The organism is Paraburkholderia nodosa DSM 21604 (genome assembly GCF_000519185.1).
Classification (GTDB): domain Bacteria; phylum Pseudomonadota; class Gammaproteobacteria; order Burkholderiales; family Burkholderiaceae; genus Paraburkholderia; species Paraburkholderia nodosa.
In genome coordinates, this window is sequence record NZ_JAFA01000018.1 from 115,598 (window position 1) to 140,775 (window position 25,178).

At 61.7% G+C, this 25,178-nt stretch carries 20 protein-coding genes; 5 read left to right on the top strand and 15 right to left on the bottom strand.

The genetic code is table 11. From position 1 onward, the window contains the following. The first annotated feature begins 146 nt into the window (after positions 1–146). The gene (locus A3CW_RS0124950) at positions 147–1,031 is read left to right on the top strand and encodes a M48 family metallopeptidase (RefSeq protein ID WP_028205993.1); all 885 of its coding nucleotides are present in this window, start codon (positions 147–149) and stop codon (positions 1,029–1,031) included. A gap of 190 nt (positions 1,032–1,221) precedes the next feature. On the opposite strand, the gene A3CW_RS47535 is transcribed toward A3CW_RS0124950, so the two are convergent. The 10 genes from A3CW_RS47535 to gloA all read right to left on the bottom strand — a co-directional run bounded on the left by A3CW_RS47535 (position 1,222) and on the right by gloA (position 13,472). Continuing rightward, positions 1,222–2,205 (bottom strand): hypothetical protein, encoded by a 984-nt coding sequence (locus tag A3CW_RS47535; RefSeq protein WP_051481695.1) that lies wholly within the window; start codon positions 2,203–2,205, stop codon positions 1,222–1,224. A 28-nt stretch (positions 2,206–2,233) separates the two neighbouring features. Beyond that, positions 2,234–3,304, bottom strand: a complete 1,071-nt coding sequence (locus tag A3CW_RS47540; protein WP_051481696.1) for a hypothetical protein — start codon at positions 3,302–3,304, stop codon at positions 2,234–2,236. Then, positions 3,294–4,583 (bottom strand): lipopolysaccharide biosynthesis protein, encoded by a 1,290-nt coding sequence (locus A3CW_RS47545; RefSeq protein WP_154678026.1) that lies wholly within the window; start codon positions 4,581–4,583, stop codon positions 3,294–3,296. Before A3CW_RS47545 ends, A3CW_RS47540 begins: the two co-directional genes overlap by 11 nt. Further along, the gene (locus A3CW_RS0124975) at positions 4,574–5,743 is read right to left on the bottom strand and encodes a polysaccharide pyruvyl transferase family protein (RefSeq protein ID WP_028205994.1); all 1,170 of its coding nucleotides are present in this window, start codon (positions 5,741–5,743) and stop codon (positions 4,574–4,576) included. Before A3CW_RS0124975 ends, A3CW_RS47545 begins: the two co-directional genes overlap by 10 nt. Then, positions 5,743–6,978 carry a glycosyltransferase gene (locus A3CW_RS0124980; protein WP_028205995.1) on the bottom strand — a complete coding sequence of 412 codons (1,236 nt, stop codon included), beginning with the start codon at positions 6,976–6,978 and terminating at the stop codon, positions 5,743–5,745. The genes A3CW_RS0124975 and A3CW_RS0124980 overlap by 1 nt, the downstream gene beginning before the upstream one ends. After that, complete coding sequence (locus A3CW_RS0124985) at positions 6,978–9,263, bottom strand: polysaccharide biosynthesis tyrosine autokinase (RefSeq protein ID WP_035513861.1); 2,286 nt, start codon at positions 9,261–9,263, stop codon at positions 6,978–6,980. Before A3CW_RS0124985 ends, A3CW_RS0124980 begins: the two co-directional genes overlap by 1 nt. A gap of 33 nt (positions 9,264–9,296) precedes the next feature. After that, the gene (locus tag A3CW_RS51185; RefSeq protein ID WP_211254083.1) at positions 9,297–9,764 is read right to left on the bottom strand and encodes a low molecular weight protein-tyrosine-phosphatase; all 468 of its coding nucleotides are present in this window, start codon (positions 9,762–9,764) and stop codon (positions 9,297–9,299) included. Then, entirely contained in the window at positions 9,761–10,771 is a 1,011-nt protein-coding gene (locus tag A3CW_RS0124995; RefSeq protein WP_245623733.1) for a polysaccharide biosynthesis/export family protein, read from the bottom strand. Before A3CW_RS0124995 ends, A3CW_RS51185 begins: the two co-directional genes overlap by 4 nt. 269 nt (positions 10,772–11,040) lie before the next feature. Then, the gene (locus tag A3CW_RS0125000; RefSeq protein ID WP_322787967.1) at positions 11,041–12,498 is read right to left on the bottom strand and encodes an undecaprenyl-phosphate glucose phosphotransferase; all 1,458 of its coding nucleotides are present in this window, start codon (positions 12,496–12,498) and stop codon (positions 11,041–11,043) included. A 587-nt stretch (positions 12,499–13,085) separates the two neighbouring features. Continuing rightward, positions 13,086–13,472: a lactoylglutathione lyase gene (gloA, locus tag A3CW_RS0125005; RefSeq protein ID WP_028206000.1), complete on the bottom strand. Its 387-nt coding sequence runs from the start codon at positions 13,470–13,472 to the stop codon at positions 13,086–13,088. Positions 13,473–13,669: 197 nt separating this feature from the next. Between gloA and panE the strand changes: the two genes are divergently transcribed. After that, positions 13,670–14,620 carry a 2-dehydropantoate 2-reductase gene (gene panE / locus A3CW_RS0125010; RefSeq protein WP_028206001.1) on the top strand — a complete coding sequence of 317 codons (951 nt, stop codon included), beginning with the start codon at positions 13,670–13,672 and terminating at the stop codon, positions 14,618–14,620. 42 nt (positions 14,621–14,662) lie between these two features. Here panE and rsmA read toward each other — a convergent pair whose 3' ends face one another. From rsmA to A3CW_RS0125030, 4 genes are all read right to left on the bottom strand, one after another. After that, the gene (gene rsmA / locus A3CW_RS0125015) at positions 14,663–15,490 is read right to left on the bottom strand and encodes a 16S rRNA (adenine(1518)-N(6)/adenine(1519)-N(6))-dimethyltransferase RsmA (RefSeq protein WP_028206002.1); all 828 of its coding nucleotides are present in this window, start codon (positions 15,488–15,490) and stop codon (positions 14,663–14,665) included. A gap of 15 nt (positions 15,491–15,505) precedes the next feature. After that, on the bottom strand, positions 15,506–16,528 hold the full coding sequence (gene pdxA, locus A3CW_RS0125020; RefSeq protein ID WP_028206003.1) for a 4-hydroxythreonine-4-phosphate dehydrogenase PdxA: 1,023 nt from the start codon (positions 16,526–16,528) through the stop codon (positions 15,506–15,508). Between the two features lie 24 nt (positions 16,529–16,552). Continuing rightward, the gene (locus tag A3CW_RS0125025) at positions 16,553–17,920 is read right to left on the bottom strand and encodes a peptidylprolyl isomerase (protein ID WP_028206004.1); all 1,368 of its coding nucleotides are present in this window, start codon (positions 17,918–17,920) and stop codon (positions 16,553–16,555) included. Between the two features lie 101 nt (positions 17,921–18,021). Continuing rightward, positions 18,022–20,406 carry an LPS-assembly protein LptD gene (locus A3CW_RS0125030; protein ID WP_028206005.1) on the bottom strand — a complete coding sequence of 795 codons (2,385 nt, stop codon included), beginning with the start codon at positions 20,404–20,406 and terminating at the stop codon, positions 18,022–18,024. Positions 20,407–20,653: 247 nt separating this feature from the next. Here A3CW_RS0125030 and A3CW_RS0125035 point away from each other — a divergent pair, with 247 nt between their 5' ends. Together A3CW_RS0125035 and murU are read left to right on the top strand one after the other, a co-directional pair. Beyond that, positions 20,654–21,727: an aminoglycoside phosphotransferase family protein gene (locus A3CW_RS0125035; RefSeq protein WP_035513869.1), complete on the top strand. Its 1,074-nt coding sequence runs from the start codon at positions 20,654–20,656 to the stop codon at positions 21,725–21,727. Positions 21,728–21,789: 62 nt separating this feature from the next. Beyond that, positions 21,790–22,500: an N-acetylmuramate alpha-1-phosphate uridylyltransferase MurU gene (gene murU, locus A3CW_RS0125040; protein ID WP_028206007.1), complete on the top strand. Its 711-nt coding sequence runs from the start codon at positions 21,790–21,792 to the stop codon at positions 22,498–22,500. Between the two features lie 47 nt (positions 22,501–22,547). Here murU and A3CW_RS47550 read toward each other — a convergent pair whose 3' ends face one another. Further along, on the bottom strand, positions 22,548–24,452 hold the full coding sequence (locus A3CW_RS47550; RefSeq protein ID WP_051481700.1) for an ABCB family ABC transporter ATP-binding protein/permease: 1,905 nt from the start codon (positions 24,450–24,452) through the stop codon (positions 22,548–22,550). 298 nt (positions 24,453–24,750) lie between these two features. Between A3CW_RS47550 and A3CW_RS0125050 the strand changes: the two genes are divergently transcribed. Next, complete coding sequence (locus A3CW_RS0125050; protein ID WP_028206008.1) at positions 24,751–25,146, top strand: acyl-CoA thioesterase; 396 nt, start codon at positions 24,751–24,753, stop codon at positions 25,144–25,146. The last annotated feature ends 32 nt before the right edge of the window (positions 25,147–25,178 follow it).

The window sequence follows — 25,178 nt, forward strand, 5'->3', positions numbered from 1 at the left end:
TCGCGCGAAGCGTTGTAGCGCGGATGTGGGCGCTGCTCGCTGCACGGCTGAGCGCGCCGCACGACACGGCGCCAGAAGCCCTGCGCAAACGCCCCGCGAACGGCACACGCCCCCGCCGCGCACGCCCATCCGCACCAGGCCTGACGATGCAGAAGTCCCCCACGCCGCGCCCAAACGCGGCACTCGACAACCGGCAACTCGACTTGCCACTCTTTGCTGAACCGGCGCCTGTTGTGCCGCCTGATGCATCCTCTCCCCTCACACCGCAGCCCGCGACTCCCCTCTCGCCTGAAAAGCCAGGCAAGGCGCCGCTTGCGCCGGATGGCACGCGGCTGCGTACTGTCGTGCTTGGCGCGCGCACGCTGCATTACCGGCTCAAGCGCTCGTCGCGCAAATCGATCGGGTTCGTGATCGACGGTACCGGGCTCAGCATCACGGCGCCCAGGTGGGTCACGATCGCCGACATCGAGACCGCTATCGCCGAGAAGCAGCGGTGGATCTTCGCCAAGCTCGCGGAATGGCAGACGCGCACGGAGCAGCGAGCCTTGCCGCGCGTGGAATGGAGCGACGGGGCTGAACTGCCTTATCTTGGCAGGCCGATTACGGTGAAGCTGGGGGCTTCCTTGCTCGCGTTCGATCAGGAGACGCGTGTGCTTGCGTTGCCGCTGCCGCCGCATGCTGACGCGCAGCAGATCAAGGACCGCGTGACTGGGTGGCTTCAGGGTGAAGCGACGCGGATTTTTGGTGAGCGGCTCGAGGTGTATGCCGACAAGCTTGGGGTCTCGTTCCGGTCTTATGGGCTTTCTTCGGCGGCGACGCGGTGGGGGAGCTGTTCAAGCGAAGGGAGAATTCGCTTGAACTGGCGGCTGATTCATTTTCCGCTCTCCGTCGTGGACTATGTGGTGGCGCATGAACTCGCGCATTTGCGCGAGATGAATCACAGCCCAAGGTTCTGGGAAACCGTTGAATCGATCTTTCCGGAGTTTCGCGAGGCGAGGAAGCAGCTTAAGCAGCATCCGGTGGAGATGTGACCTTTGGCTCGAAACCTCGGTTGCGTTGCCGTATGAACTCACTGGTGAACTACATGATGCGCCGGGCAGCAAGTTGCCTCGCCTTCGTGGCCGGCGCCCTACTCGTCGGCTTGATGATTGCGTTCGCAGGTGCCTGCAACGTAGCTACGAAGCTCGTCAGCTGGAAACGCCAATAGCCGTAGATGCACAGTCACGGAACGCCGAGCATTGGCTTTACCGCATCGAGTGCTGCCTTGTCTTTCCCGGCTGCATCGACCAGCCCAAAGTGCCTCTCCTTGATGTTCTGCGCATTAGCCGTGTCTTGCCATTCATAAATAGAAATCAACGGCGTATTTAACGCATCGAGGTTAGCCAGAAACGAACGATAGGTGGAAACCTGCCCCGATTCGCCGCCCAGCGCACCCGATGACGCGCCCCACTCCGTAACAACGGTTGGAACGCCATATCGCGCTCGGACATAGTCCGATACTGCCCGGATCTCCCGCGCACTCTTTCCATACGCGTGCCACGACACAGCGTCCAGGCAATGCGGTGACGCAGTCTCAACGCTGCGCAACAATATATCGGAACGCGAGCCTGGCATTGGCGGCGTCGCGAAGGCAAATCCAATGACATGAGTCGATTCTCGTACCGTCAACAGGCCTTCACAAACAGCGCGCATATAGACAGGAAACGCCGAATCGAGGTCGCCAGTTGGCCAATACTTCCGCAATTCCGGCTCGTTCCAGATTTCGACGGCCAACACGTCGTGTCCGTATATCCCAACGATGCCTTTGACGACCTGTACCAACTCAGCCGCTGCTGCGCGAAGCTGCTGGACTCGCACCTCCTGATCTGCATCAGGCTGCACTAGCGTAGCGGTCGATCTAACCGTCACGATGACCGCAATGCCAGCCGAATGCGCCGCCGCGAACGCAGTCGCCACCTGCTTTCTGTAGGCGGCGTCCTTCATTGCATTGGCCCAGACACCCAGGCGCACGAAAGCGAATCCAGTCGCCTTGACGCGTGTCGCCGCCTCACGGGTAAAGCGATCGATCTTGATCTGAACACCGACAAGAGGACGATCGGCATCGCTCGCAATCCATTGCCTGGGCGACTGCGCGTGAACGGCAAGCGGAACAACGCAGCAAAGCCCAAACACCAGGCGCCTGACGTTCGCAATAGCGGCCCTCAATTGAGCGGCCTTCTAATAGTCGAGAAGATCATATGGAAAGCTTGCTGAGGCTGGAAGCACGCTTTGTGCTGCATCTCCGGTACAAAATATTCAGACGCAAGGCGCCGAACACAACAACGCTCGTCAAATGTCGCGTGTAGCTTCCCAAATCCGGTTCAAATAGCATTGAAACCGCCATATGCCCAATCACCAGGCAAGTCAGGACCTCAAGGGCGGCCGCGCTATCCGGCTGCGGTTCAGAAATTTTTGAAAAAATCGACGCAACAATGATTCCCATCAGACAGGTCATCGCCAGCTCTTTCGGCCCGGTATGAAACAAGACTGGCAGATGAAGCTTTGCAACGGCATAGACATAGTCAATGCAAAATGCCCCGACCGAATCAGGGGGAAGCAGATTGTAGAATCCCGTTCTCGCACCGAAAGCTGACCCGGCAATAAGATAGTCGACAGCCATATCGCGGGGATGTAAAAGCGCAAAGTACGCCCTATCCGGCAACGCGATCACCCCGATAGTCGTTACCAGCGCAATGAGCAGCTTTCCTCGTAGCGAGGATGCTCTGAACATCCACGCCCCCACGGCAATCGCCAGGATAAGCAGGAAGTACATTCGTACCGTCACCGCGTATCCAACATACAGGAGCACGGCCAGCGATGCGACTTTCCATGCTCCCCAACGTCTCGCAGTCAATACAAGTATCAACGCCATAAAAACGACCAGCGTGTCTTTGCTTGCGACGAACAGGTTGAAAAACACGCATGGGGCAAGCAGAAACATATTGATCGCCAATGCTCCGGTTCGCTTTGAGTAACTCACCATCGTCCAGATCAGGATCGCAGCAACAGTTACGACAAATAGATCCGTACCCGCCGTACCAAGCGATGAATAAAACTTCGCCACAGCATCAAACGACGTATTCTGATACGTGCTTGACCCACCGATCTGTGACTGGATTTTTTCTGAGTCACGAAACACGAACCCAGGCAGGAAGCTGCTCGCCTTGAGATAGAGCAACGCGTAAAGGATGACAATGAAAGCGGCGGTCACGCGTAACACGCCCTTGCTCAGCCTCGGTCCGCCGAGATAAAGCTTACGAAGCATGGCGTTCCTTTATCGTCGTCGCATCACGCCGATAACCTTCGACAGCGTGGCCGACCTGCCATAGCAACAACACAAAGATACCTACACTAGAGAGCAAATGTGCCCACGCAGCCCCCAAAATACCGAAGCGCGTTACCAGCATCCATCCCGCGGCGAAGACCAACAGCATCACGAGCGAAACCAGGACCGCCACCTGCTTGCCCAGGCGTAGCGCGATCGCGCCACCCCAGTAGATGTCAGCGATCGACCGAAACACGAACGACAACAGTAATACACCCAGGATCGCGAATTCATTCGCTCCATCCGCCTGATGGGCGATCCGAAAAATAAACCGCCATGCAAGCAACAACGCGGCCGCGCCGAAGACAGACAGTCCGAGGCTCGCGAATACGGAGCGTCTCAGTTCGGTGCGAAATGCCTCGTATGAGACATCAAGCGCCCGTACCATTCTCGGCCCGGATGTAACGACGACAGTGGCATACGCTATCGTTTGAATTGCGTTGGAGATCGACCAGCAAAATACATAGCTGCCAAGCGCAACTGATGAGACGACCATACCGGCGATGAAGCGCTCCGAGTACTGAAGGCACGAAAGTGCGGTTGTCGCTACGAAGAACGGCGCGCCGCCAATCCACAACGAGCGCATCTTGCCAAGGCGCGCAGGCTCGCCTGCGCTAATCGGCCCCGAAGACTGCCTGCGTGCATCGACCAGGATGCGAATTACGACAGCGACCACCAGTACGTTGGTCACACCCCAAAGCAGAAGAATCAGCTCGACCGAATCAATCACTTTTGTGATCAGACCGGCAATGGCGATCGCCGCCCACGCACCGGATCGCACGAACAGGAGCACCGCTCCAAGGTGTGGTCTGTGCATCGAAAAAATCCACGAATTCGCCTCCAGGCCAGCGTGTTCGGAAAGTGCCACGAGCGTGACGCCCCATACGATCGCGGGGCGAACATGCCAGAACCCGTCTAATATCCCACCGACCTCTAGCAGCGTCATGATTGCTGCGATAGCCGCATAGAATCCACCGAAAACGAACAACAAGCGGTACGCTTCCAACACGGAATCGCGTGAATTTGCCAGGCTTAGTCGGCGATTGATTTCCGTACTGAACCCTAAACCCAGCAATTTCGATGCAACAACAGAAACCGCAAGCGCAAGTCCGTAGTCCCCTACGGCCGCTAATCCGAGCGCTCTCGCAATTACGACAGTCAGTGCGAACTTGAGTGAGAGTGCGGCGATTCGCAGACCCAGACGGCTAATCAGATGCATGATCGCCCTGTGTCAACCGCGGTTCTCAAACCTAGAACGATTTTGTCTCGGCCAGCGCGAATCCGATTGAGGCCCGTTGATGCGCATTCCCAAAAGTTCCGAATCGCGTTCGGCGCGAAGATCGTCTCGGCAACCATCGTCGCGTCGAAGTCGGCCGCATTCGCAACCCAGTCATTGACACCGAGATCTGCATAGGCTCCAAAGCCTTTGCGTTCATAGCTCAGGTGATAAGCGGCAACGCCATGCAAGATCGACTCAAGTGCACCATGCAGTCGAACTGAAACAACGATATCCGGCGTGTCTCGATACAGCAATTGCTTAAGCGATACAAGATCCCCGTCGATGCCGATGCTCCGATAGTAAGCGACGTCGTCATTCCCCCTCCCGGTGCTCTGAACGGCGACACTCACGCGGCAGGTCGCGCCGACCAGTTTGAGCAAAGAACGTGTCGAAGCTTCGTACCGTTCCCGCTGCTGCACGTTCCAGCTCGGCGCGCGGCGTAGCACAAACGCGACGTGCTTGACTTCAGGCTTCGCGGCATGCCCACGATCCAATATATCCTTGCCACGGCGCTCATATTCAAGCACCGCCAGGTCGGGCGCGCGCAACGTGTTGGCGTTGCCGGCAAGCAGCCCGAACGATCGGTCGTCGCGCACGAATACAGCTGAAAACTTGCCGAGCATCCCGGTCAGATGGCTGCGCAGCGGCACGCTCGGCGTCGCTGGCCCGATGCTTTGCGGTAGATACACAGTTGGCTTCCCCGAAAGCACGGCGGCTCGCATCTGGAGCAAGTGCCCTGCTTCGAGCTTTAAGACTTCCCAGCAATTGCGGGCCCGTAGATACCCGCCGCCAACCCCTGCGATCAGGTCAACCGTATCGAGGATTTCCATCGGTCTTCGCGTGCGCCCGTTAAGATCCAGCGGTAACCCAAACCCCGCCGCTCCGGCCAGGCGCTTGATACCGCTGTCGGCTAGCACCGGCGCCGGATAGACATCGGCGTACTGAGGAAATGAGCCCGGATCGGCCGCGACAATCGAGACTTTTGTCGACTCGCCAAGCGCCTCCTTGAGTAACGCGACAGAAAGATCGACGAGCAAGCCATCCCCCGAATTCCTCGAGCTGTAAGCGTGGAGCAACGCGACATGAGATGAACGAGGCATTACGTTGGCTCCTTTAATAGATCGTCATAGAGCTTCACAGTACGGTCGACCATTCTGGAAACCGAGAATCGTTCCACCGCGCGCCGACAGTTCCCTCGCATGTATGCTCGCATCGCCGCATCGAGCACCATCGCCTCGATTGCCTCACAAAAGAGCGAGATGTCGTCTTCATTGGGAACCACAAAACCAACTCGCTCAGCCTCAATCAACTCCGCCGCGCCCGACACCATCGTTGCGACAAGGGGAACACGGGCCGCGACCGCCTCCAGCAACACGTACGGAAATCCTTCGTAGCGGCTTGGGAGCACAAGCAGATCAAACGCCGAAAAATAGCGCCGCGCGTCAGCAATTCGTCCTGCTACGTGCAAGTTCGCAGGAATAGACTGCGCTTCGGTCCCGGCTGCAGCAGCAAAATCGCCTGGACCAATCGCAACAAACATGATCTTTCCAGGATTGCGTTGATCCAGTGTTCGTGCAACCTTCACCAGGCGATCAACGCCTTTCTGAAAATCAAATCGCCCCACAAACCCAATCACGAACGCGTCTTGCGGCACTCCGATGGCAGCGCGTGCCTCTTTGGCGGGCATCAAGTCAGATACAGGAACGCCGTTGAAGATGGTCGTTACGCGTTCTGCTGGAATGCGCAAAGTCTTTTGAAGATGGAATGCCTCGTCTTCGGATACCGCGATAATGCGGTCGCTGCGTAATCGCCCAAGCAGTCTTTCGATAAGGCCATAGAAGCAACGCTGTGCCTTTTCCAGGTAAGGATTGAGCGTGTAGATCGCGTGGGGCGTATATACCTGCTTCCATCTGCCGAAACACAGACGAGCGAGCGCTCCCGCTTTTGAACTGTGACTGTGCACGACGTCCGGATTGATTCGGCTCAGACACTTGAACAACTGCGCAAAGGCGAACAAATCCGATACACCGATCGAACGCTCCATCTTGATCCTGTAGGCGCCATCACAGAGCGATAGCACCTCGTCATTGAGGATAAGACCGTCGAACCGCGCGCCAGCGGGCGCGATCAGGTGGATCTGGAACCCACCGCGCTCGCGCAACCCGCGAATCAAATCGGCGATGTGTACGGCTACACCGCCTCCCGCGGCCTCAACTACAATTGCAATGCATATGACACGCTTTCGTTCTGGCGTCAGCAAAGCCCCGTGAACTCGCGTTGGCGATCCGGTCTTGTGCGCCACCACGTCTGAAACATCAATCGATTCCGCTGACATTACGCGCTCCGGCGGAGACGATCGATCAGTCGAATGAACAGCGACTTGCTCACCTTCGATTCGGAATCTGCATAGCCATAGTTGACATAGCGATAGCTGCCACTCCTGCTACCGTAGGAAAGCCGTGCGTTGCGCAAGCTAATGTCGTTGAGCAGAACACCGGTTACGCGGGCGCCACCATGCGCCACCTGTCTTGCGCATTCCGCCAGATCCGCTACGCGCGTGCGGCCAGCGCGCGCGACGAGCAGGACATTTGCGCAGTGCCTGGCGAGCACGGCTGCATCCGTGACGGCTAGAATGGGAGCAGAATCAATCACCACGACGTCATACGCCAGTGAACATTCATCAAGTATTTCTTTTAGCCGCTCGTGCGCCAGCAATTCCGAAGCATCCGGCGCTGCCCGACCGGTCGAAAGAAAGTCGAGGTTAGGCATGACGGCGCGCCTGACCACGTCACTCCATGGCGCTTCACCCGCGATCGCGTCGGAAAACCCGCGGTCACGCTGTGCGCCGAAATACTTGTACAAATATCCACGGCGAAGGTCGCCATCGATCAACAGCACGCGCTTTCCGCTTTTCGCCAGCAGAGCGCTGAAGTTGGCGGAGATGAACGACTTGCCGACGCCAGGTGCGGGCCCCGTAAAAAGGACGATGTTGTTCGCAGAATTGAAGAGCACGAACTGAAGCGCGGTGCGCAAGCTGCGCAAGCTCTCCATTGCCGGATCATCTGGATGCGTCTGGGTAAGCAGAGGCAGCCGGTCCACGTGTGTCACTTGATCCACCGAATGCTGTTCCTGCTCGTCCGATTTCGGAACGGTCGCGTACACGCTCAAGTTTGTATGTGACTCGATCTCCTCCGCGCTGGCGATACCCGAAAAGAGAAAGTTGTGCGCGAATGCGTAACCTACGCCCGCGAGCAGCCCGAGAAGCGCACCGATCGCCACCGTAATGGATCGATTCGGAAACGCGATATCTTCTGGAACAACGGGTGTGTCGACTACGCGGACACTTCCCGTCTTACCGGCCTTGACCAATTCCAGTTGCTGAACATTGCTCAGTAGTGCGGTGTACAGTTCAGTGTCTATCTTCACCTCGAGCATCAGACGGGCAACCTCTTGCTGCTCGAGAGGCATACGCTTGATTTGTTGATCAAAGACACGTTGCTGCGCGCTCAATGTGCCGATTTGTGCATCGAGTGCTCGGACGTCCGGATGGGCGCTGGTGAGGCGCGTTGCGAGTTCATCCCGTTTTTGCTTCAACGCGAGCATGCGCGTGGTGGTGTCAGCGGACTGTTGCAGCGCGAGCTTCGTTTCCTCGCTTAAATCGAGCGAGCCCTGCTTTTCCCGTAATCTCGTGTACCGCGCTTCTGCTTCTTCGAGCCGCTCACGGAGAACCGGAATTTGCGTTTCAAGAAATGCCAGGGACTGGGCGGCGTCTGACGCCTTGCGGTCGATGTTCTGCTTGACGTAATAGCGGCCGATTGCGTTTAGTTGATCTCGCACTGCGACCGGGTCACGCCCTTTGATCGTTGCAACCAATATCCCCGAAGACTTTATCTGTTCTTCGATCTTGATTGCGGATTGCATATCCGTGATAGCGGTAAGCCGGGAATTGCGCGTGAGCTTGAATGCAGTCCCCGGCGATGCGTTGAACGACTTCACGAGAAATCTCATCGGACCGTACGGAGTCGATATGGATAGTGTTTGTCCGACCTTGCCGGTCACGGCGGAGTCGAGATCCCATCCCGCGAGGCGATAGTTGCCACCAGGCAGAACGGTAAGCGTGAACGAATCGCCTTCGAAACGCCTGGGTACTTCAAACTCAAGGACTTCGGCGCTCTCTGTACCCCACGCCCATCCCCCAAGTCCGAAAATACCCGGTCGCACCGGCCCGTCGTTCATCCGCGATATCAGATTACCCACGATCGGGAAACGACTTGGACGAGCGACGATATAGAGCCGCAATTCATCAACGACGTTCGTGACGACAAGCCGGGAAGCCATGATCTGCTGCTCGGCGGATGCAGGGGAGTTAATATCGAATAGCGACGACATTCCCCCAAAGAGACTCTGCGCGGCAGCCCCAGAGCTATCCTCCACCTGGACGGAGATATCGGCTTGGTAGCTAGGCGGATAGAGAAATGCAAATGCCGTCGCGAGCAATACGCACGCAATGACTGCCTTTACGAGGACCCGTCGATACTCAACTAGTACGTCAAGAACCCCCACCAAATCGAGTTCGCCTTCGCCTGACAATTCATTCCCCTGCAGATTCTTTGAATTCATTCTGATTCAGCAAGACTGTCCACTTCTCGTAAGTCAACGCCCCCTCATCGCCTCGACCCGACGTGCCCACATTGAAACGCCTTCGTCGATGTGCTTCAGAGACTCCATGAATGCATCTCGACCACGCCGATAGGGATCAGGAACGTCGAAGCCGTCGAGAGTTGCCGATTCGTCTTGCATCACGTCACCGAGGCGGAATACCCGTCCATGCAGCGATGGAATTCGTCGTTCTATAAAGCGCTTCTGTTCGGCATCCATAGCAAGTATGAGATCCGACTTCGTTGCCAACCAGCTCTCAAGCTGCGTCGCACGATGACCGCGAATGTCCACCCCGCGCGCTGCCATAAGTTCTACAGCAACCGGATCCGCTCGATGACCTACGAGAGCCTTTGTTCCGGCAGAGCGGACCAGGACGGGCGCGATCTCACGCGCTAGCAGGGCAGCCGCCATCGGACTACGGCAGATGTTGCCTTCGCACACAACCAGAACGCTGTCGATCACTTCGCCACCATGCCTGCTGTCATACCTGCATTGATTGCGGGCAGAAGCAACGTGAGGACACGGTTGAAGCGCACCAGGCCGTTGCCGTCAACGTACACGACGTCTTTGGGCTTCAGGTCGAACTCCTTGGCAACGAGCATCGCCACGGGCGAACGGCCATCCAGATGGAAAACCTCCGGTTTGCCATCTAGCGCACCGCGTATCACAAACATCTGTGCGGCGTCCGCCGTCGAAGCATTGACACTACCGGCCTGCGCGAGCGCATCGGCTAACGTGATACGCCCGGTGCGGCGCGGAATCGCGGAGATGGGCTTGTTGACTTCGCCCATCACGTAGACGTCGTTTTCGTCGCGCGCAACCGCACGCAGCATGTCGCCTGGCTTGAGGTAAAGCCTGGCAGGGCTAAGACCGCTCGCCACCATTTGCGTCAGATTGAGTCGATGCGATTGGCCACCGCGCACGAGTACAAGGTGACTCTGATCCGCCGTATCGGCAAACCCGCCCGCCCGCGAAATCGCCTCGTAGAGCGACATAGGCACGTCGTTGACGGCCACAATGCCGGGGTTGCGCAGCTCGCCGTCCACGTAGATTTCGTGGGCACGATAAGAAGCCATGCGTACCGTCACTTGAGGTTTGATGAAATAGCGCGTGAGCGCCGAAGTCAAACGACGTTGAACCTCTTCTGTGCGTAGTCCAGCGACGTGCAGTGTGCCCGCATACGGAAAAGTCAGATCGCCGGCTTGATCGACGACGAAGCCTGCATACGGGTCGCCCGGTCTCGTCGATGCCTGTGACTGGGCACCGCCGATTGCCGCAGCGAATTCGGGATGGTCCCATACGACGATTTGCAGTACATCGCCAGCGCCGATTACGTATGGCTGCGGGACCGTCGAAAGGAGGTCGACTTGACTTTGCTGCTGCTTGAGACGTTCCGCCCGATATCGCTTTACGAGTGCGAGGTCGAGTTCGGTGATAGAAATCTCCGGCGTAGCAGCAGTTACGTTCACGACCTGATTTGTCGTTTGGCCTGCTGACTCAGCACCCGCTGGCGCCGCTGGGTCTGCACTAGCGCCAGTCTGGTCAGACGATGTCGATTCGGGCTTGCCTGGCGAGATCGTCATACGCATACCTGGCGCAACCGCACACGCGCCAAGCGTGACGCAAAGTACGAATGCCATGCCTGCGCGAACGTATCGAAAGGAGAAACCGGTCCATGATTTTCGATCGGAATACGTTCTTTTTGATGAGTTCAGCACTTCTATTTCCCGACCAGTCACTATGCGTTGCGATTGAACAATCCCTTCACGATCGTCGCAAACACAATGCGCATATCGAATCCGAAGGTCCAGTTACTGAGGTAGTAAAGATCATGAGCAACACGTGCCTGCATTTTTTCGATTCGGTCTGTTTCGCCTCGAAGGCCGTTTATCTGCGCCCAGCCTGTAATGCCCGGCTTGATGCGATAGCGATGAATGTAGCCATCCACGATGTCCCGATAGAGTGCGTCATGCTCGATGGCGTGCGGACGAGGACCGACGACGGACATTTCACCTCGAAGAACGTTGAGGAACTGTGGAAGCTCATCGAGACTTGTACGTCGCAGGAACGCGCCTACACGCGTCACACGTGGGTCGTTGCGCGTCGCCTGCTTCACGACGCCATTGGTTTCAGCGTGCACGCGCATGCTGCGGAACTTATAGATGTTGAAGACTTTGCCGTTTGCCCCACTGCGGCGCTGCGTAAACAACACCGGCCCCGGCGAAGAGAGTTTCACGGCGAGCGCAACGATCAAGAAGATCGGAGAAAGCGCGACTAGCGCCAGCAATGCAAACACGCGATCGAAAATATCCTTCGACACGAGAGCGCCAGACGAAAACGGTGATCCCACGAGGTTGATCGCAAACGTGCCGTCGAGGTTGACCAATTCACCTTCGAAAAGCGCCAGGCCAGTGACATCGGGAACGAACCGGATGTTCACGAGGTCGTTGCGAAACAGGTTGATGAATTCGCGCATCGTGTTCGCTTCCGAGAGCGGCAACGCGAGCCAGACTTCCGCGACGCGATAACGCCGCACGTATTCTGCAAACCGTTCCCGGTCGCGAAACGCCGGTACGACGTCGGGCGCCATGGCAGTCCCGGTGCCGGTGTCGAAGATGGTCGACACGCTGTAAATCGAATATGGCGTTGTTTCGACCTTACGCAGCAAGTGGTCGCAATACGCCCCGCTGCCGACGATCGCAACCGCGAGCGTATGTGCGCCCTGCTCCTCCCGGCGCAGACAAAGGCTGCGTTCGATGATCCGGCAGATCACGAGGCCCAGACCGGAGAGGTACATCCACCGCATGAACCAGTCACCCGCCGGTCGATACGGGTCGAGCAATGTGGTCGCGATCAGCAATGCGACGGCGAAAGCGAGCACCAAGGCGACTACAGGCGCGCAAACGCAGCGCCAGAAGATGTGGCTGCGAACGGCCCGATACAGGCCGAAGAGCGGAAAGAGGAAGACCGACGCCAATAGTGCGAACGCGACAAGCGCGTTGTCGTAGCCGGGCTGAGCCGCTGTTGCCTCCAGCCGCAGCGCAATGAACGCGCACGCTGCGATCACAGCAAAGTCCACCAAACGCATCAGTGCGCCAAAGCGGCGTCTCGATGTGGTGCGATTGCCTTGAGCGGGCAAGTGCATTGGGATATCCACGAATGAATTGATTGCCGCGTCTCTGCAGACGGGGTTCATCAACGCTGGCGCACTCGACTCGTCGTCAGTGACTGCAGGTTGATTCGTGAAATGTCCAGCGATGCCATGAATCCACTAAGGATAAGAAACGAAATACGCGGAAACTGGTTGCTTGCCTGCACGCTGCACTCCCTCGCTCGACGAATTCGATTACGCTCGCGCGGATACGCACAACCTGCGCGTGCCAGCCCGAAGGTGGCTATCCCGCGCGTGGGAGCGCCTTGCCGAATCCGTTTCGTGTTTAATGACAGGGGAGAGAGTTTCTTCCACCGATACTTCTACGTATATAGGAAGAGTCTGAAATGGCGTCGCAGGAGATCGCACCCAGGCAGTCCCGGCAATCCAAAATCCACCGAAACAAACGCCTGGCAATGGCATACGAAATCGATCACCAATAATGATGAGGCGCGTAATCGACAAATAGCCGCACTCACATCTCAAACGAGATAGAGATAACGGAATATTTAAATTCTCACAAATCGCCCAATATTTTCTTTTTAATTCCGGACGATTGCCAATTCGACTTAATGCTCAATGAGCCTCAAGCGACGGCATCGGGCAATCCCGACACCGCCACGAGAAAGACTTTACTTCTTCCGCTGAATAAACTCGATCTTGTACCCGTCCGGATCGGTCACGAACGCGATCACCGTGGTCCCATGCTTCATCGGGCCGGCTTCGCGCACCACCGTTCCACCCTGCTCCTTGATCTTCGCGCAGGCAGCATAGGCATCGGCCACCTCGACCGCCAGATGGCCGAAGCCAGTCCCAAGATCGTACGAAGCCGTATCCCAGTTATGCGTCAGTTCGATCACGGTGCCGTCGCGCTCGTCCGTGTACCCGACGAAGGCCAGCGTGAACTTGCCATCGGGGTAGTCTTCGCGGCGCAGCAGTTTCATGCCGAGCAGTTCGGTATAGAACTTGATCGAGCGATCGAGGTCGCCGACCCGGATCATTGTGTGCAGCAGGCGCATGGTGTACTCCGTTTTGCCGTCGTCAAAAAACGGACTGTACCAAAAACGCGCCGGCCCTGCCGGCGCCGGCAAGATACGCCGATTTGCTCTAGCATGGACGCCATCCCGAAATTGCCGCGGCAATTTCGCCAGCCAGGCGTAAGCAATGTGCGTAAGCAAAGCGCGCAAGCAATGAACGCAAGAACCGAGGAGTAGACATGCGAATTCTGGTAGTCGGTGCGGGTGCGACGGGCGGCTATTTCGGCGGCCGGCTCGCCGCTGCGGGGCGTGACGTGACGTTTCTGGTACGCGAGGCGCGCGCCGCGCAACTGCGCGAAGCGGGCCTTGTGATTCGCAGTCCGGCGGGCGATCTCACGCTGCGCGACGTCAAGACCGTCACGCGCGAAGCCCTCGACTCGCAAGGCGGCCAGCCGTTCGATCTCGTGCTGCTGAGCTGCAAGGCCTACGACCTCGACAATGCCATCGATTCGTTCGCCGCAGCCGTCGGCCCGAACACGTTGATCCTGCCGCTGCTCAACGGCATGCGTCATCTCGAAGTCCTGCAGGCGCGCTTCGGCACGCAGGCGGTGCTGGGCGGCGTCTGCCTGATCGCGTCGACGCTCAACGACAAGCGCGAGATCGTGCATCTGAACGACGTGCAGGCCATCACGTTCGGCGAACTCGGCGGCGGCGTCTCGCCGCGTGTGCAAGCCGCGGCGGATCAGTTCGGCAATGCCGGTTTCCACGTGAAGGCGAGCGATCACATCCTTCAGGAGATGTGGGAGAAGTGGGTGTTCCTCGCGTCGCTCGCGGGCAGCACGTGTCTTTTCCGCGCGCCCATTGGCGCGATTCTCGCCACGGCCGACGGCGCCGCGATCATCGAGCGCCTGTTCGCCGAATGCCGCGCGATCGCAGCTGGGCACGGCCACGCCGTGCGCGACAGCTTCCTCGAGCGTTCGCGCGCGATGCTGTTCGCCAAGGGTTCGTCGCTCACCGCCTCGATGCTGCGCGACGTGCAGAACGGTTCGCGCATCGAGGCCGATCACGTGCTCGGCGACCTGATCCAGCGCGGCGGCGCGGCACAGCACGCGTCGAGCGAGCTTTCGGTGCTGCGCATCGTCTACAGCCAGCTCAAGGCCTACGAGGCCCAGCGCGCCGAGGCGGCCTGAGCGACGGCTAGCGCACCGGCGAGGCGGCGCACCACGCGCACATCAAGCGCCGCAAGCCCCTTCCAGCGCCTGCGCGAGACTCACGTATTCCTCAACGGGCACTTCCTCGGCACGGCGCGCCAGATCGAAGCCTAGCGCGTCGAAATCGAGGCGCTCGCGGTAATCGCTGAGCGTATTGCGCAGCATCTTGCGGCGCTGCGAGAAGGCCGCCGTCACGAGTTCGCCAAGCACGGCGTCGTTGACCTTCGGCAGTTCGTGCGGCGCGTAAGGAATCATGCGCACGATCGCGGAATCCACCTTGGGCGGCGGCTGGAACGACTCGGGCGGCACGTCGATCAGCTTGTCGATCACGTAGCGGTACTGGAGCATCACCGTGAGACGGCCGAACGCCTTGCTACCGGGCTCCGCCACCATGCGCTCGACCACTTCGTTCTGCAGCATGAAGTGCTGGTCGATCACGCGCCCGGCGAACGCGGTGAGGTGAAACAGCAGCGGGCTCGAAATGTTGTACGGCAGGTTGCCGACAATGCGCAGCGAGGGCTTCTCGCCCGGCGCCGCGAGCGTGCCGAAGTCGAACGCAAGCGCGTCGCCCGCATGGAGTTCGAGCAGCGGGCCGAACTTCTTCGTGAGGCGCGTGATCAGGTCGCGGTCCAGCTCGACCGCGTGCAGCGGCGATTCGGGCGTGGCGAGCCGTTCGATGAGCGGCTCGGTGAGCGCGCCGAGACCCGGCCCGATCTCGACCATGCGCTCGCCGCGCTGCGGCCGGATGACGTCGACGATCGAATCGATCACGCCTGTGTCGACAAGAAAGTTCTGGCCGAAGCGCTTGCGCGCGAAGTGGCCCTGGTGCTGTCTGCTGCTGTTGGACATCTTCTCTGGAATCAATCAGATGGCGCGCCGGTGGCGCGCCATCGAAACGGCGGTGTCGAGGGCGGCGATCAGGCTGCCGGCGTCCGCGCGGCCAGTGCCGGCGAGGTCGAGCGCGGTGCCATGATCGACCGAGGTGCGCACGATCGGCAAGCCGAGCGTGACGTTGATGCCTTCGCCGAACGTCGCGTATTTCAGGACCGGCAGGCCCTGGTCGTGGAACATCGCCAGCACACAGTCCGCGTCCTTCAGGTAGCGCGGCTGGAACAGCGTGTCGGCGGGGTACGGGCCGCGCGCGTCGATGCCTTGCGCGGCGGCGGCGGCCAGCGCCGGCGAGATCGTATCGATTTCCTCGCGCCCCAGGTAGCCATTCTCGCCCGCATGCGGGTTGAGGCCGGTCACCAGGATGCGCGGCAGCGGCACGCCGAAATGGTGACGCAGGTCATGATCGATGATGCCGAGGGTTTCAACGAGCCCCTCGACGGTGAGCGCCGCCGACACGTCCTTGAGCGGCAAATGCGTCGTGGCGAGCGCCACGCGCAACGGACGCGCGCCGGTGCCCGCCAGCATCATGACCACGCGCGGCGTGTGCGTACGTTCGGCGAGGTATTCGGTGTGGCCGGTGAACGGCACGCCGGCGTCGTTGATGGTGCTCTTTTGCAGCGGAGCGGTGACGATCGCGTCGAATTCGCCGGCCAGTGCGCCGTCGATGGCGCGGTCGAGCAGCGCCAGCACATAGCGGCCGTTCGCGGCGTCGAGTTTGCCGGGCTTGGCAGGCGTGGCCAGCGCCACATGCTCGACCTGCACAGGCTGGTTCGCCAGCACGGCGGACCAATCGACGCTCGCGGCCTGCGCGCGCGTTTCGAGCAGCGCGCTGTCTCCGAGGACGACGAACTGCGCGTCGGGCCAGTGCGCCGAGGCGCCCGCCAGCGCGGCGGCGGTCAGCTCGGGACCGACGCCGGCCGGCTCACCCGTGGTGATGGCGATGCGGATCGGCCCCGCCCTCCGCGGAGCCGGCGACGACGATGCGGAGGCGTTCATGGCTCGATCCCTGAGTGACTGCGCTTAGTTGTGCGGCGGCGTCATGCCCGCGATCTTGTAATCGACGTAGGCGCTGTCGCGCAGCTGGCGCAGCCAGTCGGCGTAGGCTCGCTCGGCCTTGCGCTGGCCGATGGCCTGGCGCGCGAGTTCCATTTGCTGCGCGATCGAGCCTTCGGCGTCGCGGCGGCCCAGCACCTGGATCAGGTGGTAGCCGTACTCGGTGCGTACCGGCTCGCTCAGCTGGCCGTCCTGCAGCGTATTCATGGCGCGCTCGAATTCAGGCACGGTTTCACCCGGGCTGATCCAGCCGAGGTCGCCGCCCTGCGAGGCCGAGCCGTCCTGCGAGTAGGTGCGCGCGAACTTGGCGAAGTCGCCGCCCGCCCCGATTTCCTGGCGGATTTCGAGCAGCTTCTGGCGCGCCTGGGGCTCGGACATGCCGTCGCCCACACGCAGCAGGATGTGGCGCACGTGCGTTTGCACGAGCTTGGGCGCGTCGGCGGCCGTACCCTGGCCCTGGCGGCGCTCGACGAGGCGCACGATCTCGAAGCCGTCGTTGGTGCGGATCACCGACGGGTTCACCTCGCCCGGACGCATCGTGGAAGCGGCGGTCACGAATTCGGGCGGCAGCTTCGACTGCGGCAGGAAACCCATGTCGCCGCCCTTGCCCGCGTCGCTCGCCTGCGAGTTCGACTTCGCGAGGCTCTCGAACTTGCTACCCGACTGGGCTTCCTTGAGCAGCGCATTGGCCTTCGCCTGCGCGGCTTCGATGTCGGTTTCCGAGGCGTTCAGCGGCGCCTTGATGAAGATGTGCTGGAAGTGCAGGTCGCTCGACTGGCCCGCGTTCGGTCCGCGCTGGCTTGCGATGTAGTTCGCGACTTCGGCGTCGGTCACCGTGACCTTGCTGTCCACTTCCTTCTCGCGCAGCTTCGAGAGCGTGAGCTCCGTGCGTGCGTCGCGCGTGAACGTGGTCCAGGGCACCCCGGCCGCCTCGATGCGCGCGCGATAGGTGGCGAGATCCATGCCGTTGGCCTGGGCGAGGCGCTCGAGCGTGCGCTGCACGCCGGCGTCGTCGACGGTGATGCCGTCTTCCTTGGCCTTCTGGAGCTGAATGCGCTCGAGCACCATCTGGTTGAGCACCTGCGCGCGCAACTGCTCCTCGGGCGGAACCGGCGCGTTTTGCTGCTGCAGCCGATGAGCAATCATTTCGGCGCGGCTGTCGAGCTCGCGCTGCGTGATCACGCCGTCATTGACGACTGCGGCGATCGTGTCGACCGTCTGGCCGTTGCCAGCCGGGAGACCTTGAGCTTGCGCCGGCGCGGCCGGCAACACGCCTGCGACGGCGAAGAGACTCGCAGCGTACGCTGCCAGGCGAAGCTTTTTCATGATTCCCACAGATACTCCAATGTTGGCGGGCACGCTTCGCCCGTCTCTATGCAACCGACACCGCGTTGCCCCGAGGCGCCTCGCGCAAGCAAGGCGCTCCGGATCACGCGTTATTGATAATCAGTGAAGCGCGAATCCGGCGGCGACTGAGCCGGCAGCTGCGTGTACCCCGGCACTGCGGTCCTGAACGCCGCCACCAGCCCGTTGTCGACGTTCGACAGTCCCTTGAGCGTAAGCTGCGCGAGAAACCGCGTTGACGAATTCGGCGTGCCCGACGTATTGAGCCCGTTCGCGTAACGCTGCAGGCCGACCCCGAGCACCCAGCAATCGGCGTCGTACTGCATGCCGACCAGGCCGTCGACGATCCGATGGCCGTTCAGATCGTAGTTGAAGCGGCCCACGGCGTACACCCGGTGCGAGAACGGCCATTGAGCCGAGATCAGAACCTGATTGATCGGCTGGAAGTCGAGCGTGGTGTTCGCGCGCGTGTAGCGGTAGGCCACGTTCAGCACGCGGCTCGTTCCCGGGCTGTACCCGAAACCGATGCTCGCCTTGGTGAGCTGGTTGCTGTCGGCATTATATTGGAACGCCGTTTCCGAAGCGAAACCGGCCCCGATTTTCAGCGCGGCGCCCGCAATCAGGTCCGAATGCGTCGCCTGGCTCGTGCTCTCGCCCGAGTTGAGCGTGACGCGCTGATCCTGGAAGTAGTACTGCTGCGCGATCACGAAGCGCGCGCGCTCGTCGCCCGAAGCCGGGTCGATGAAGCGCGTGGTGAGCGCGGCCGTCAGGCGGTTCGCGTCGGCAATGCGGTCGTTACCGACGAAGGTGTTCGGCGTGAAGATTTCCGCGAGGCCGAAGTCCGACTCGGCGGTATCGAAAAGGGGCGCGAACTGCTGGTTGCGGTACGGCGTGTACACGTAGTACAGGCGCGGTTCCAGCGTCTGGATGTAATCCTGACCGAACAGGTGCACCGAGCGGTCGAACACGAGGCCCGTGTCGAAGCTGAAGGTCGGGATCGATTCGGTGAAGCTCTTCGGCGTGCCGACCGGCGAGCCGAAGGTCGTGCCCGCCGGGCCGATGTTGCTCAGGTTGTACGACGCGAAGTGCCACTGAACCTTCGGCGTGACGAAGTAACCCGGCCCCATCAGGGAGTACGACAGGTACGGGTTGAAGACGACGCGGTCGCCTTCGGTCGCATTGTCTTCCGTAATGCGGAAGCGCGAATAGTCGGCTTCCATGCCGTAGTCGAAGCCGCCGACGTTGTACTTCGCGTACTTAACGTTCAACTGCGGCTCGCGGCCATAGGGCGGCGTCGACGACTCGACCGTCTGCCAGTGCTGGTAGCGGCCCAGCACGGACCACGGCCCGTTGTTGTACGTGAGGCCGGCTTCCTGCTGGTACAGCGTCTGCGTGCCGTTCAGGAACTGGTTGGCCGGCGACGACAGGTCCGACGGATAGGTGTTGTCCGAGACCTTGTTGTAGTAGACGTAGCCGCCGAACCCGTTGCCGAAGTTCTGGTTGTGCTGGATGAACAGCGCGTAGCGGTTCGTCTTCGTGATCGCGTCGTCCGGCAGGAAGGTCCCGGTGATCGAGCCCGAGTAATTCGTCGAGAGATACCGGTAGTTGCCCTGCAGGAACACGCCGCGCTTCGAGATGATCTCGGGCGTGAACGTGAAGTCGCGGTTCGGCGCGATGTTGAAGTAATACGGCAGCGAGATTTCGTAGCCGTTCGTCGAGCTGACCGAGAACGTCGGCGGCAGCAGGCCGCTGCGACGGTCACCCGACAGCGGGAACGACAGCCACGGGCTCGCAAAGATCGGCACGTCCTGGAAGAACAGCACGGCGTTGTGCGCGACGCCTTCGTCGCTGCCGGTGTCGAAATCGAACTCGCTGCCCTTGATGTACCACGCCGGATTGGTCGAGCAGTGGCACGCCGTGTAGGTGCCGGTCGTGAGCACCGAGCGCTCGCTGTCCAGCAGGTCGGCGCGCGCGGCGCTGCCCGAGCCGCCCGTGAGCGTGAAATGGTACTTCGGCGCGGGCATGAAGCCCTCGTTCGCCTCGACCTTCAAATGCGCCTCGGGCCCCGAGAACGTCGTGCCGTTCTGCACGACCGTGACATTGCCGTAGGCATTGGCCATGTCGGTGTCCTGGTCGTAGTGCAGGGCGTCGCCCTTCACCACGTTCGAACCCTGGCGCAGCTCCGAGGCCCCTCTGACGGCGAGGTCGGTGTCCACCGTGCCGGTCGTCGAATCGCCGAGCACGAACGTCGCCGGGTGCTGGCCCGACGCATTGGGGTGATCTTCGAGTTGCGGTGCGATCCGCAGGCTCCACGGGCCGTCCAGCTGCTCGGGCTGCGCGGCCGCGCCCGAGAGCTGGGCGTGCGCGAGCGCGGGCACCAGACCCGGTACGGCCAGGAGTGCCGCGATGAGCCGCCGCTTGCCCGGCACGCCGTCGTCACTAAGGGAGATCGTCTGGAAAAGCTGTCTGGGCGGCATGTATGGTTTTGGCGAATCGGCCCGGCCGCCTGCCCTCTCCATGATGGTGGCCCGCCTGGGCACCCGCCTCCCGATGAACCGGATCGAGGCCGGGCTGCAAACAATTAATTACAATTCACCGTCCCCCTGGAGCGACGATGAATGCGGCGAGCGAACCGTCATGCGGGCTTTGGCGCGAGTCGCGTCAAAAAAGTCGTGGGGTATTATATGGCAAGACGTTGATCCACTGATTTTGCCTCTGGCTTTCATGACCTTTTCCGCCGCGCATTCTCCCGCCGCTTCCTCTGGCGCCTCTCCGACCGACAATCGCCGCGACCTGCTCGCCGCCTGGCTCGGCAGCCACGCCCAGCAGTACGCCCTCGACCTCGCAACGCTCGCCCCGGCCTCGGCCGACGCGAGCTTTCGGCGCTATTTCCGCCTCGCGAGCGCAGGCGCGCACGGCGCGACGCTGATCGCCGTCGACGCCCCGCCGCCCGAAAAAAGCCGCGAATTCGCCCAGATCGCGCAGTGGCTCGAGGCGGCCGGCGTCCACGTGCCGCGCGTGCTCGAAGCCGATTTCGACGCGGGCTTCATGCTCGTGACCGATCTCGGCACCGCGCCCTACCTGAAAGCGCTGCAGGAAGCCGGCCCCGGTGCGCGCTCGCGCGAGCTGATGCGCGACGCCATCGACGCGCTGATCCGCTGGCAGCTCAGCTCGCGGCCGGGCGTGCTGCCGGAGTTCGACGAAGCCTTCATGCGCCGCGAGATGGAGCTGATGCCCGAGTGGTATCTGGAGCGCCATCTGGGCCGCAAGGTCGACGAAGCCACGCGCGGCGTGCTCGATCGCACCTTCGCCCTGCTCGTGGCGAGCGCCAGCGCGCAGCCGCAAAGCTTCATGCTGCGCGATTTCATGCCCCGCAACCTGATGATCGCCACGCCCAACCCCGGCGTGCTCGACTTCCAGGACGCCGTGTACGGCCCGATCACCTACGACGTCGTCTCGCTGCTGCGCGACGCGTTCCTGAGCTGGGACGAGGAGTTCGAGCTCGACTGCTTCGCGCACTACTGGGAGCGCGCCAAGAAGGCGGGACTGCCCGTCGATGCCGATTTCGGCGAGTTCTACCGCCAGCTCGAGTGGATGGGCCTGCAGCGCCACATCAAGGTGCTCGGCCTGTTCTGCCGCATCAACTATCGCGACGCCAAACCGCATTACATGGCCGACCTGCCGCGCTTTCTCGCCTACGCGAGCAAGGTCACGCACCGCTACCGCCCGCTCGCGCCGTTCGCACGGCTCATCGACGAGCTGCAGGGCAGCGCCGTCGAAGTCGCTTACACCTTCTGAAGCGGGCCGTCATGACCCAATCGAATCACACGCCGGCCAGGGCGGGCCACGGCCGCACCGCCATGATCTTCGCCGCCGGACGCGGCGAACGCATGCGCCCGCTCACCGACACCTGCCCGAAGCCGCTCCTCGCCGTGGGCGGCAAACCGCTCGTCGTGTGGCAGATCGAGCGGCTCGCCGCGGCGGGCTACACGCGCATCGTCATCAATCACGCGTGGCTTGGCGCACAGATCGAAGCCGCGCTCGGCGACGGCGCGCGCTTTGGCGTGACGCTCCACTATTCGCCCGAGCACGACGCGCTCGAAACGGCGGGAGGTATTGCCCAGGCGTTGCCGCTCATCGAGTCGATGGGCGCGCCCGAGGTGTTCCTCGCGGTGAGCGGCGACGTCTACAGCGCCTACGATTTCGCGCGCCTGAAGACGCACGCGCAAGCGCTCGCGGCGCAGGCGCAGCCGGGCATGCATCTCGTGATGGTGCCGAACCCGCGGTTCCACCCGAAGGGCGACTTCGCGCTGGGCGTCGACGGCCGGCTAGCGCTCGAAGGCGCGCCGCGCTACACGTTCGGCAATATCGGCCTCTATGACACGCGCATGTTCCGCGACCTCGCGCCCGGCACGAAGCGCGCGCTCACACCGTACTATCGCGAGGCGATCGCGCAAGGACGCGTGAGCGGCGAGCTATACGAAGGCGTATGGGAAAACGTCGGCACGCCCGCGCAGCTCGAAGCGCTCGACGCCGCGCTGCGAAATTCGACCGACGCGCACCAAAGCTGAAACCGGCAACACGACGCGCCGTGCCAACGCCGGCGCGGCGCGCTTCTTCAGTTTCCACCCGCCGCCGGCAACTCCACCTGCCCCTGTTGTGACTGGGACTGGGGCGCCTCAGCCGCCTTCTGCTGCTGAAGCGCCCACATCTGCGCATAGTGTCCGCCCGCGTGCAGCAATTGCGCATGCGTGCCGCGCTCGACGATGCGCCCGTGATCCATCACGATGATCTGCTGTGCGTGCACGACGGTCGAGAGCCGGTGCGCGATCACGAGCGTCGTGCGCTCGCGCGCGATCTGGTCGAGCTCGTGCTGGATGGCGCGCTCCGAACGCGAATCGAGCGCCGACGTCGCCTCGTCGAACAGCAAAACGGGCGGATTCTTGAGCAGCGTGCGCGCGATCGCCACACGCTGCTTCTCGCCGCCCGAAAGCTTGAGGCCGCGCTCGCCCACGGACGTGTCGTAGCCCTTGGGCAGGCTCTCGATGAACGCGTGAATGTGCGCCGCGCGCGCCGCCGCGATCACTTCCTCGCGGCTCGCCGTGGGCCGGCCATAGGCGATGTTGTAATAGATCGAGTCGTTGAACAGCACCGTGTCCTGCGGCACGATGCCGATCGAGGCGCGCAGCGAATCCTGCGTCACGTCGCGGATATCCTGGCCGTCGATCGTAATCGCCCCCCCGCTCGCTCGATCGAGATCGTAGAAGCGGAACAGGAGCCGCGCGAGCGTGGACTTGCCCGAGCCGCTATGCCCCACCACGGCCGTGGTCGTGCCCGCCGCAATCGTGAAGCTCAGGTCGTGCAGAATCTGGCGCGACGGCTCATACGCGAAGTTCACGTGCGAAAAGCGTACTTCGCCGCCGCGCACCGCTAGCGCCTGCGCGCCGGGCACGTCGGCCACTTCGCGCTCGACGGTGAGCAGCGTGAACATGCGGTCCATGTCGGTGAGGCTTTGCTTGAGCTCCCGATACACCACGCCGAGAAAATTCAGCGGAATGTAGAGCTGCAGCATGAAGGTGTTGATGAGCACGAGGTCGCCGAGCGTGAGCCGCCCCGCCATCACGCCCTGGGTGGCGCGCCAGAGGATGAACACGAGCCCGGTGCCGATGATCGCCTGCTGCCCGAAGTTGAGCGCGGAAAGCGAGTGCTGCGACTTGATCGCGGCCTGCCGGTAGCGGTGCAGGTTCTCGTCGTAGCGCTTCGTCTCCCACTCTTCGTTGCCGAAGTACTTCACGGTCTCGTAGTTGATGAGCGAATCGATTGCGCGTGCGTTGGCGCGCGAATCGAGTTCGTTCATCGTGCGGCGGTAATGCGTGCGCCACTCCGTCACCTTCACCGTGAACACGATGTACGCCACGAGCGCGATGAGCGTGACGATCGCGTAGTACGCCTCGTACTTCACCACGAAGAAGCCGAGCACGAGGCCCACTTCCACGAGCGTCGGCAGGATGCTGTAGAGCGAATACGAAATGAGCTGCGTGATGCCGCGCGTGCCGCGCTCGATGTCGCGCGACATGCCGCCCGTCTGCCGTTCGAGGTGAAAGCGCAGCGAGAGCGCATGCAGATGGCGGAACACCTTGAGCGCGAGCTGGCGCACGGCGCTCTCGGTCACCTTGGAAAACAGGATCTCGCGCAGCTCGGTGAACAGCGACGTCGACAGACGCACGACGGCGTACGCCACCACGAGCAGTCCGATGCCGCCCGCGAGCACGATGCCGGGCGCGTGCTCCGCGCGACCGAGCGCCGTGAGATGGCGCACCGAGGCGAGACCGTCGACGATGTGCTTCATCACGATCGGCACGCCGAGGTTGGCCACCTTCGCGCCGATCAGGCAGGTGAGCGCGAACCCCACGCGCCAACGGTAAGCGGTGAGGTAAGGCAGCAGCGAAACGATCGTCTGCCAGTCGTTGCGCGGCCCGGTGGCGGGCAGCGCGGGTTCGTTGGAAGCGGGAAAGCGGCGCATGGGGCGAGCGGCGTGATGCCTGTGCCGGGCGGCGCGCCAAGTCCGGTTCGGGAACCGGAAGCTGGCGCGGCGCAAACGGCACGGCGAGTCATGTGGGGCGGATGTGAGGTTCCTGGCGACGGGTTTCGCGAAGGTGGAGGGCTCTAATCGACCCGCCCGCCGCGCCTTAGGCTTTCCCGTACAATTCCTGATCGACGTATTGTCGCAGAAGGCGGCGCACGCCGCTGAGCGCCCCACGCCGGCGCGAGGCTAGCGCCGCAACGCCTTGCGCCGTTCGATCCCTTTTCATGGACGCCCGATGACCGACTCCTTCCCGCTCCCCCAAAAATCGCCTGCGCTGCGCGTCGTGCCGCAGCCTTCGGACGCCAACGTTCACGGCGACGTCTTCGGCGGCTGGATCATGGCGCAGGTCGACATTGCCGGCTCGATTCCGGCGAGCCGCCGCGCCAACGGACGCGTCGCGACCGTCGCGGTGAACTCGTTCGTGTTCAAGCAACCGGTGTTCGTGGGCGATCTGCTGAGTTTTTACGCTGATATCGTCAAGACCGGCAACACCTCGGTGACCGTCGAGGTCGAGGTGTACGCGCAGCGCATGCGCCTCCAGGAGGAAGTCGTCAAGGTGACGGAAGCCACGCTCACCTATGTCGCGACCGGCGCGGACCGCCGCCCGCGCCAGCTGCCGCCGATCGAATAAAGGCAACGGCCGAGGCAATCGCGAACGCCCGG

Excerpts from the sequence above, each read along its gene's own strand:
- A3CW_RS0124950 (WP_028205993.1), top strand. The coding sequence starts at position 147 with ATGCAGAAGTCCCCCACGCCGCGCCCAAACGCGGCACTCGACAACCGG.
- A3CW_RS47540 (WP_051481696.1), bottom strand. The coding sequence starts at position 3,304 with ATGCTTCGTAAGCTTTATCTCGGCGGACCGAGGCTGAGCAAGGGCGTG.
- A3CW_RS47545 (WP_154678026.1), bottom strand. The coding sequence starts at position 4,583 with ATGCATCTGATTAGCCGTCTGGGTCTGCGAATCGCCGCACTCTCACTC.
- A3CW_RS0124975 (WP_028205994.1), bottom strand. The coding sequence starts at position 5,743 with ATGCCTCGTTCATCTCATGTCGCGTTGCTCCACGCTTACAGCTCGAGG.
- A3CW_RS0124980 (WP_028205995.1), bottom strand. The coding sequence starts at position 6,978 with ATGTCAGCGGAATCGATTGATGTTTCAGACGTGGTGGCGCACAAGACC.
- A3CW_RS0124985 (WP_035513861.1), bottom strand. The coding sequence starts at position 9,263 with ATGAATTCAAAGAATCTGCAGGGGAATGAATTGTCAGGCGAAGGCGAA.
- A3CW_RS0125000 (WP_322787967.1), bottom strand. The coding sequence starts at position 12,498 with ATGAACCCCGTCTGCAGAGACGCGGCAATCAATTCATTCGTGGATATC.
- gloA (WP_028206000.1), bottom strand. The coding sequence starts at position 13,472 with ATGCGCCTGCTGCACACAATGATCCGGGTCGGCGACCTCGATCGCTCG.
- panE (WP_028206001.1), top strand. The coding sequence starts at position 13,670 with ATGCGAATTCTGGTAGTCGGTGCGGGTGCGACGGGCGGCTATTTCGGC.
- rsmA (WP_028206002.1), bottom strand. The coding sequence starts at position 15,490 with ATGTCCAACAGCAGCAGACAGCACCAGGGCCACTTCGCGCGCAAGCGC.
- pdxA (WP_028206003.1), bottom strand. The coding sequence starts at position 16,528 with ATGAACGCCTCCGCATCGTCGTCGCCGGCTCCGCGGAGGGCGGGGCCG.
- A3CW_RS0125030 (WP_028206005.1), bottom strand. The coding sequence starts at position 20,406 with ATGCCGCCCAGACAGCTTTTCCAGACGATCTCCCTTAGTGACGACGGC.
- A3CW_RS0125035 (WP_035513869.1), top strand. The coding sequence starts at position 20,654 with ATGACCTTTTCCGCCGCGCATTCTCCCGCCGCTTCCTCTGGCGCCTCT.
- murU (WP_028206007.1), top strand. The coding sequence starts at position 21,790 with ATGATCTTCGCCGCCGGACGCGGCGAACGCATGCGCCCGCTCACCGAC.
- A3CW_RS47550 (WP_051481700.1), bottom strand. The coding sequence starts at position 24,452 with ATGCGCCGCTTTCCCGCTTCCAACGAACCCGCGCTGCCCGCCACCGGG.
- A3CW_RS0125050 (WP_028206008.1), top strand. The coding sequence starts at position 24,751 with ATGACCGACTCCTTCCCGCTCCCCCAAAAATCGCCTGCGCTGCGCGTC.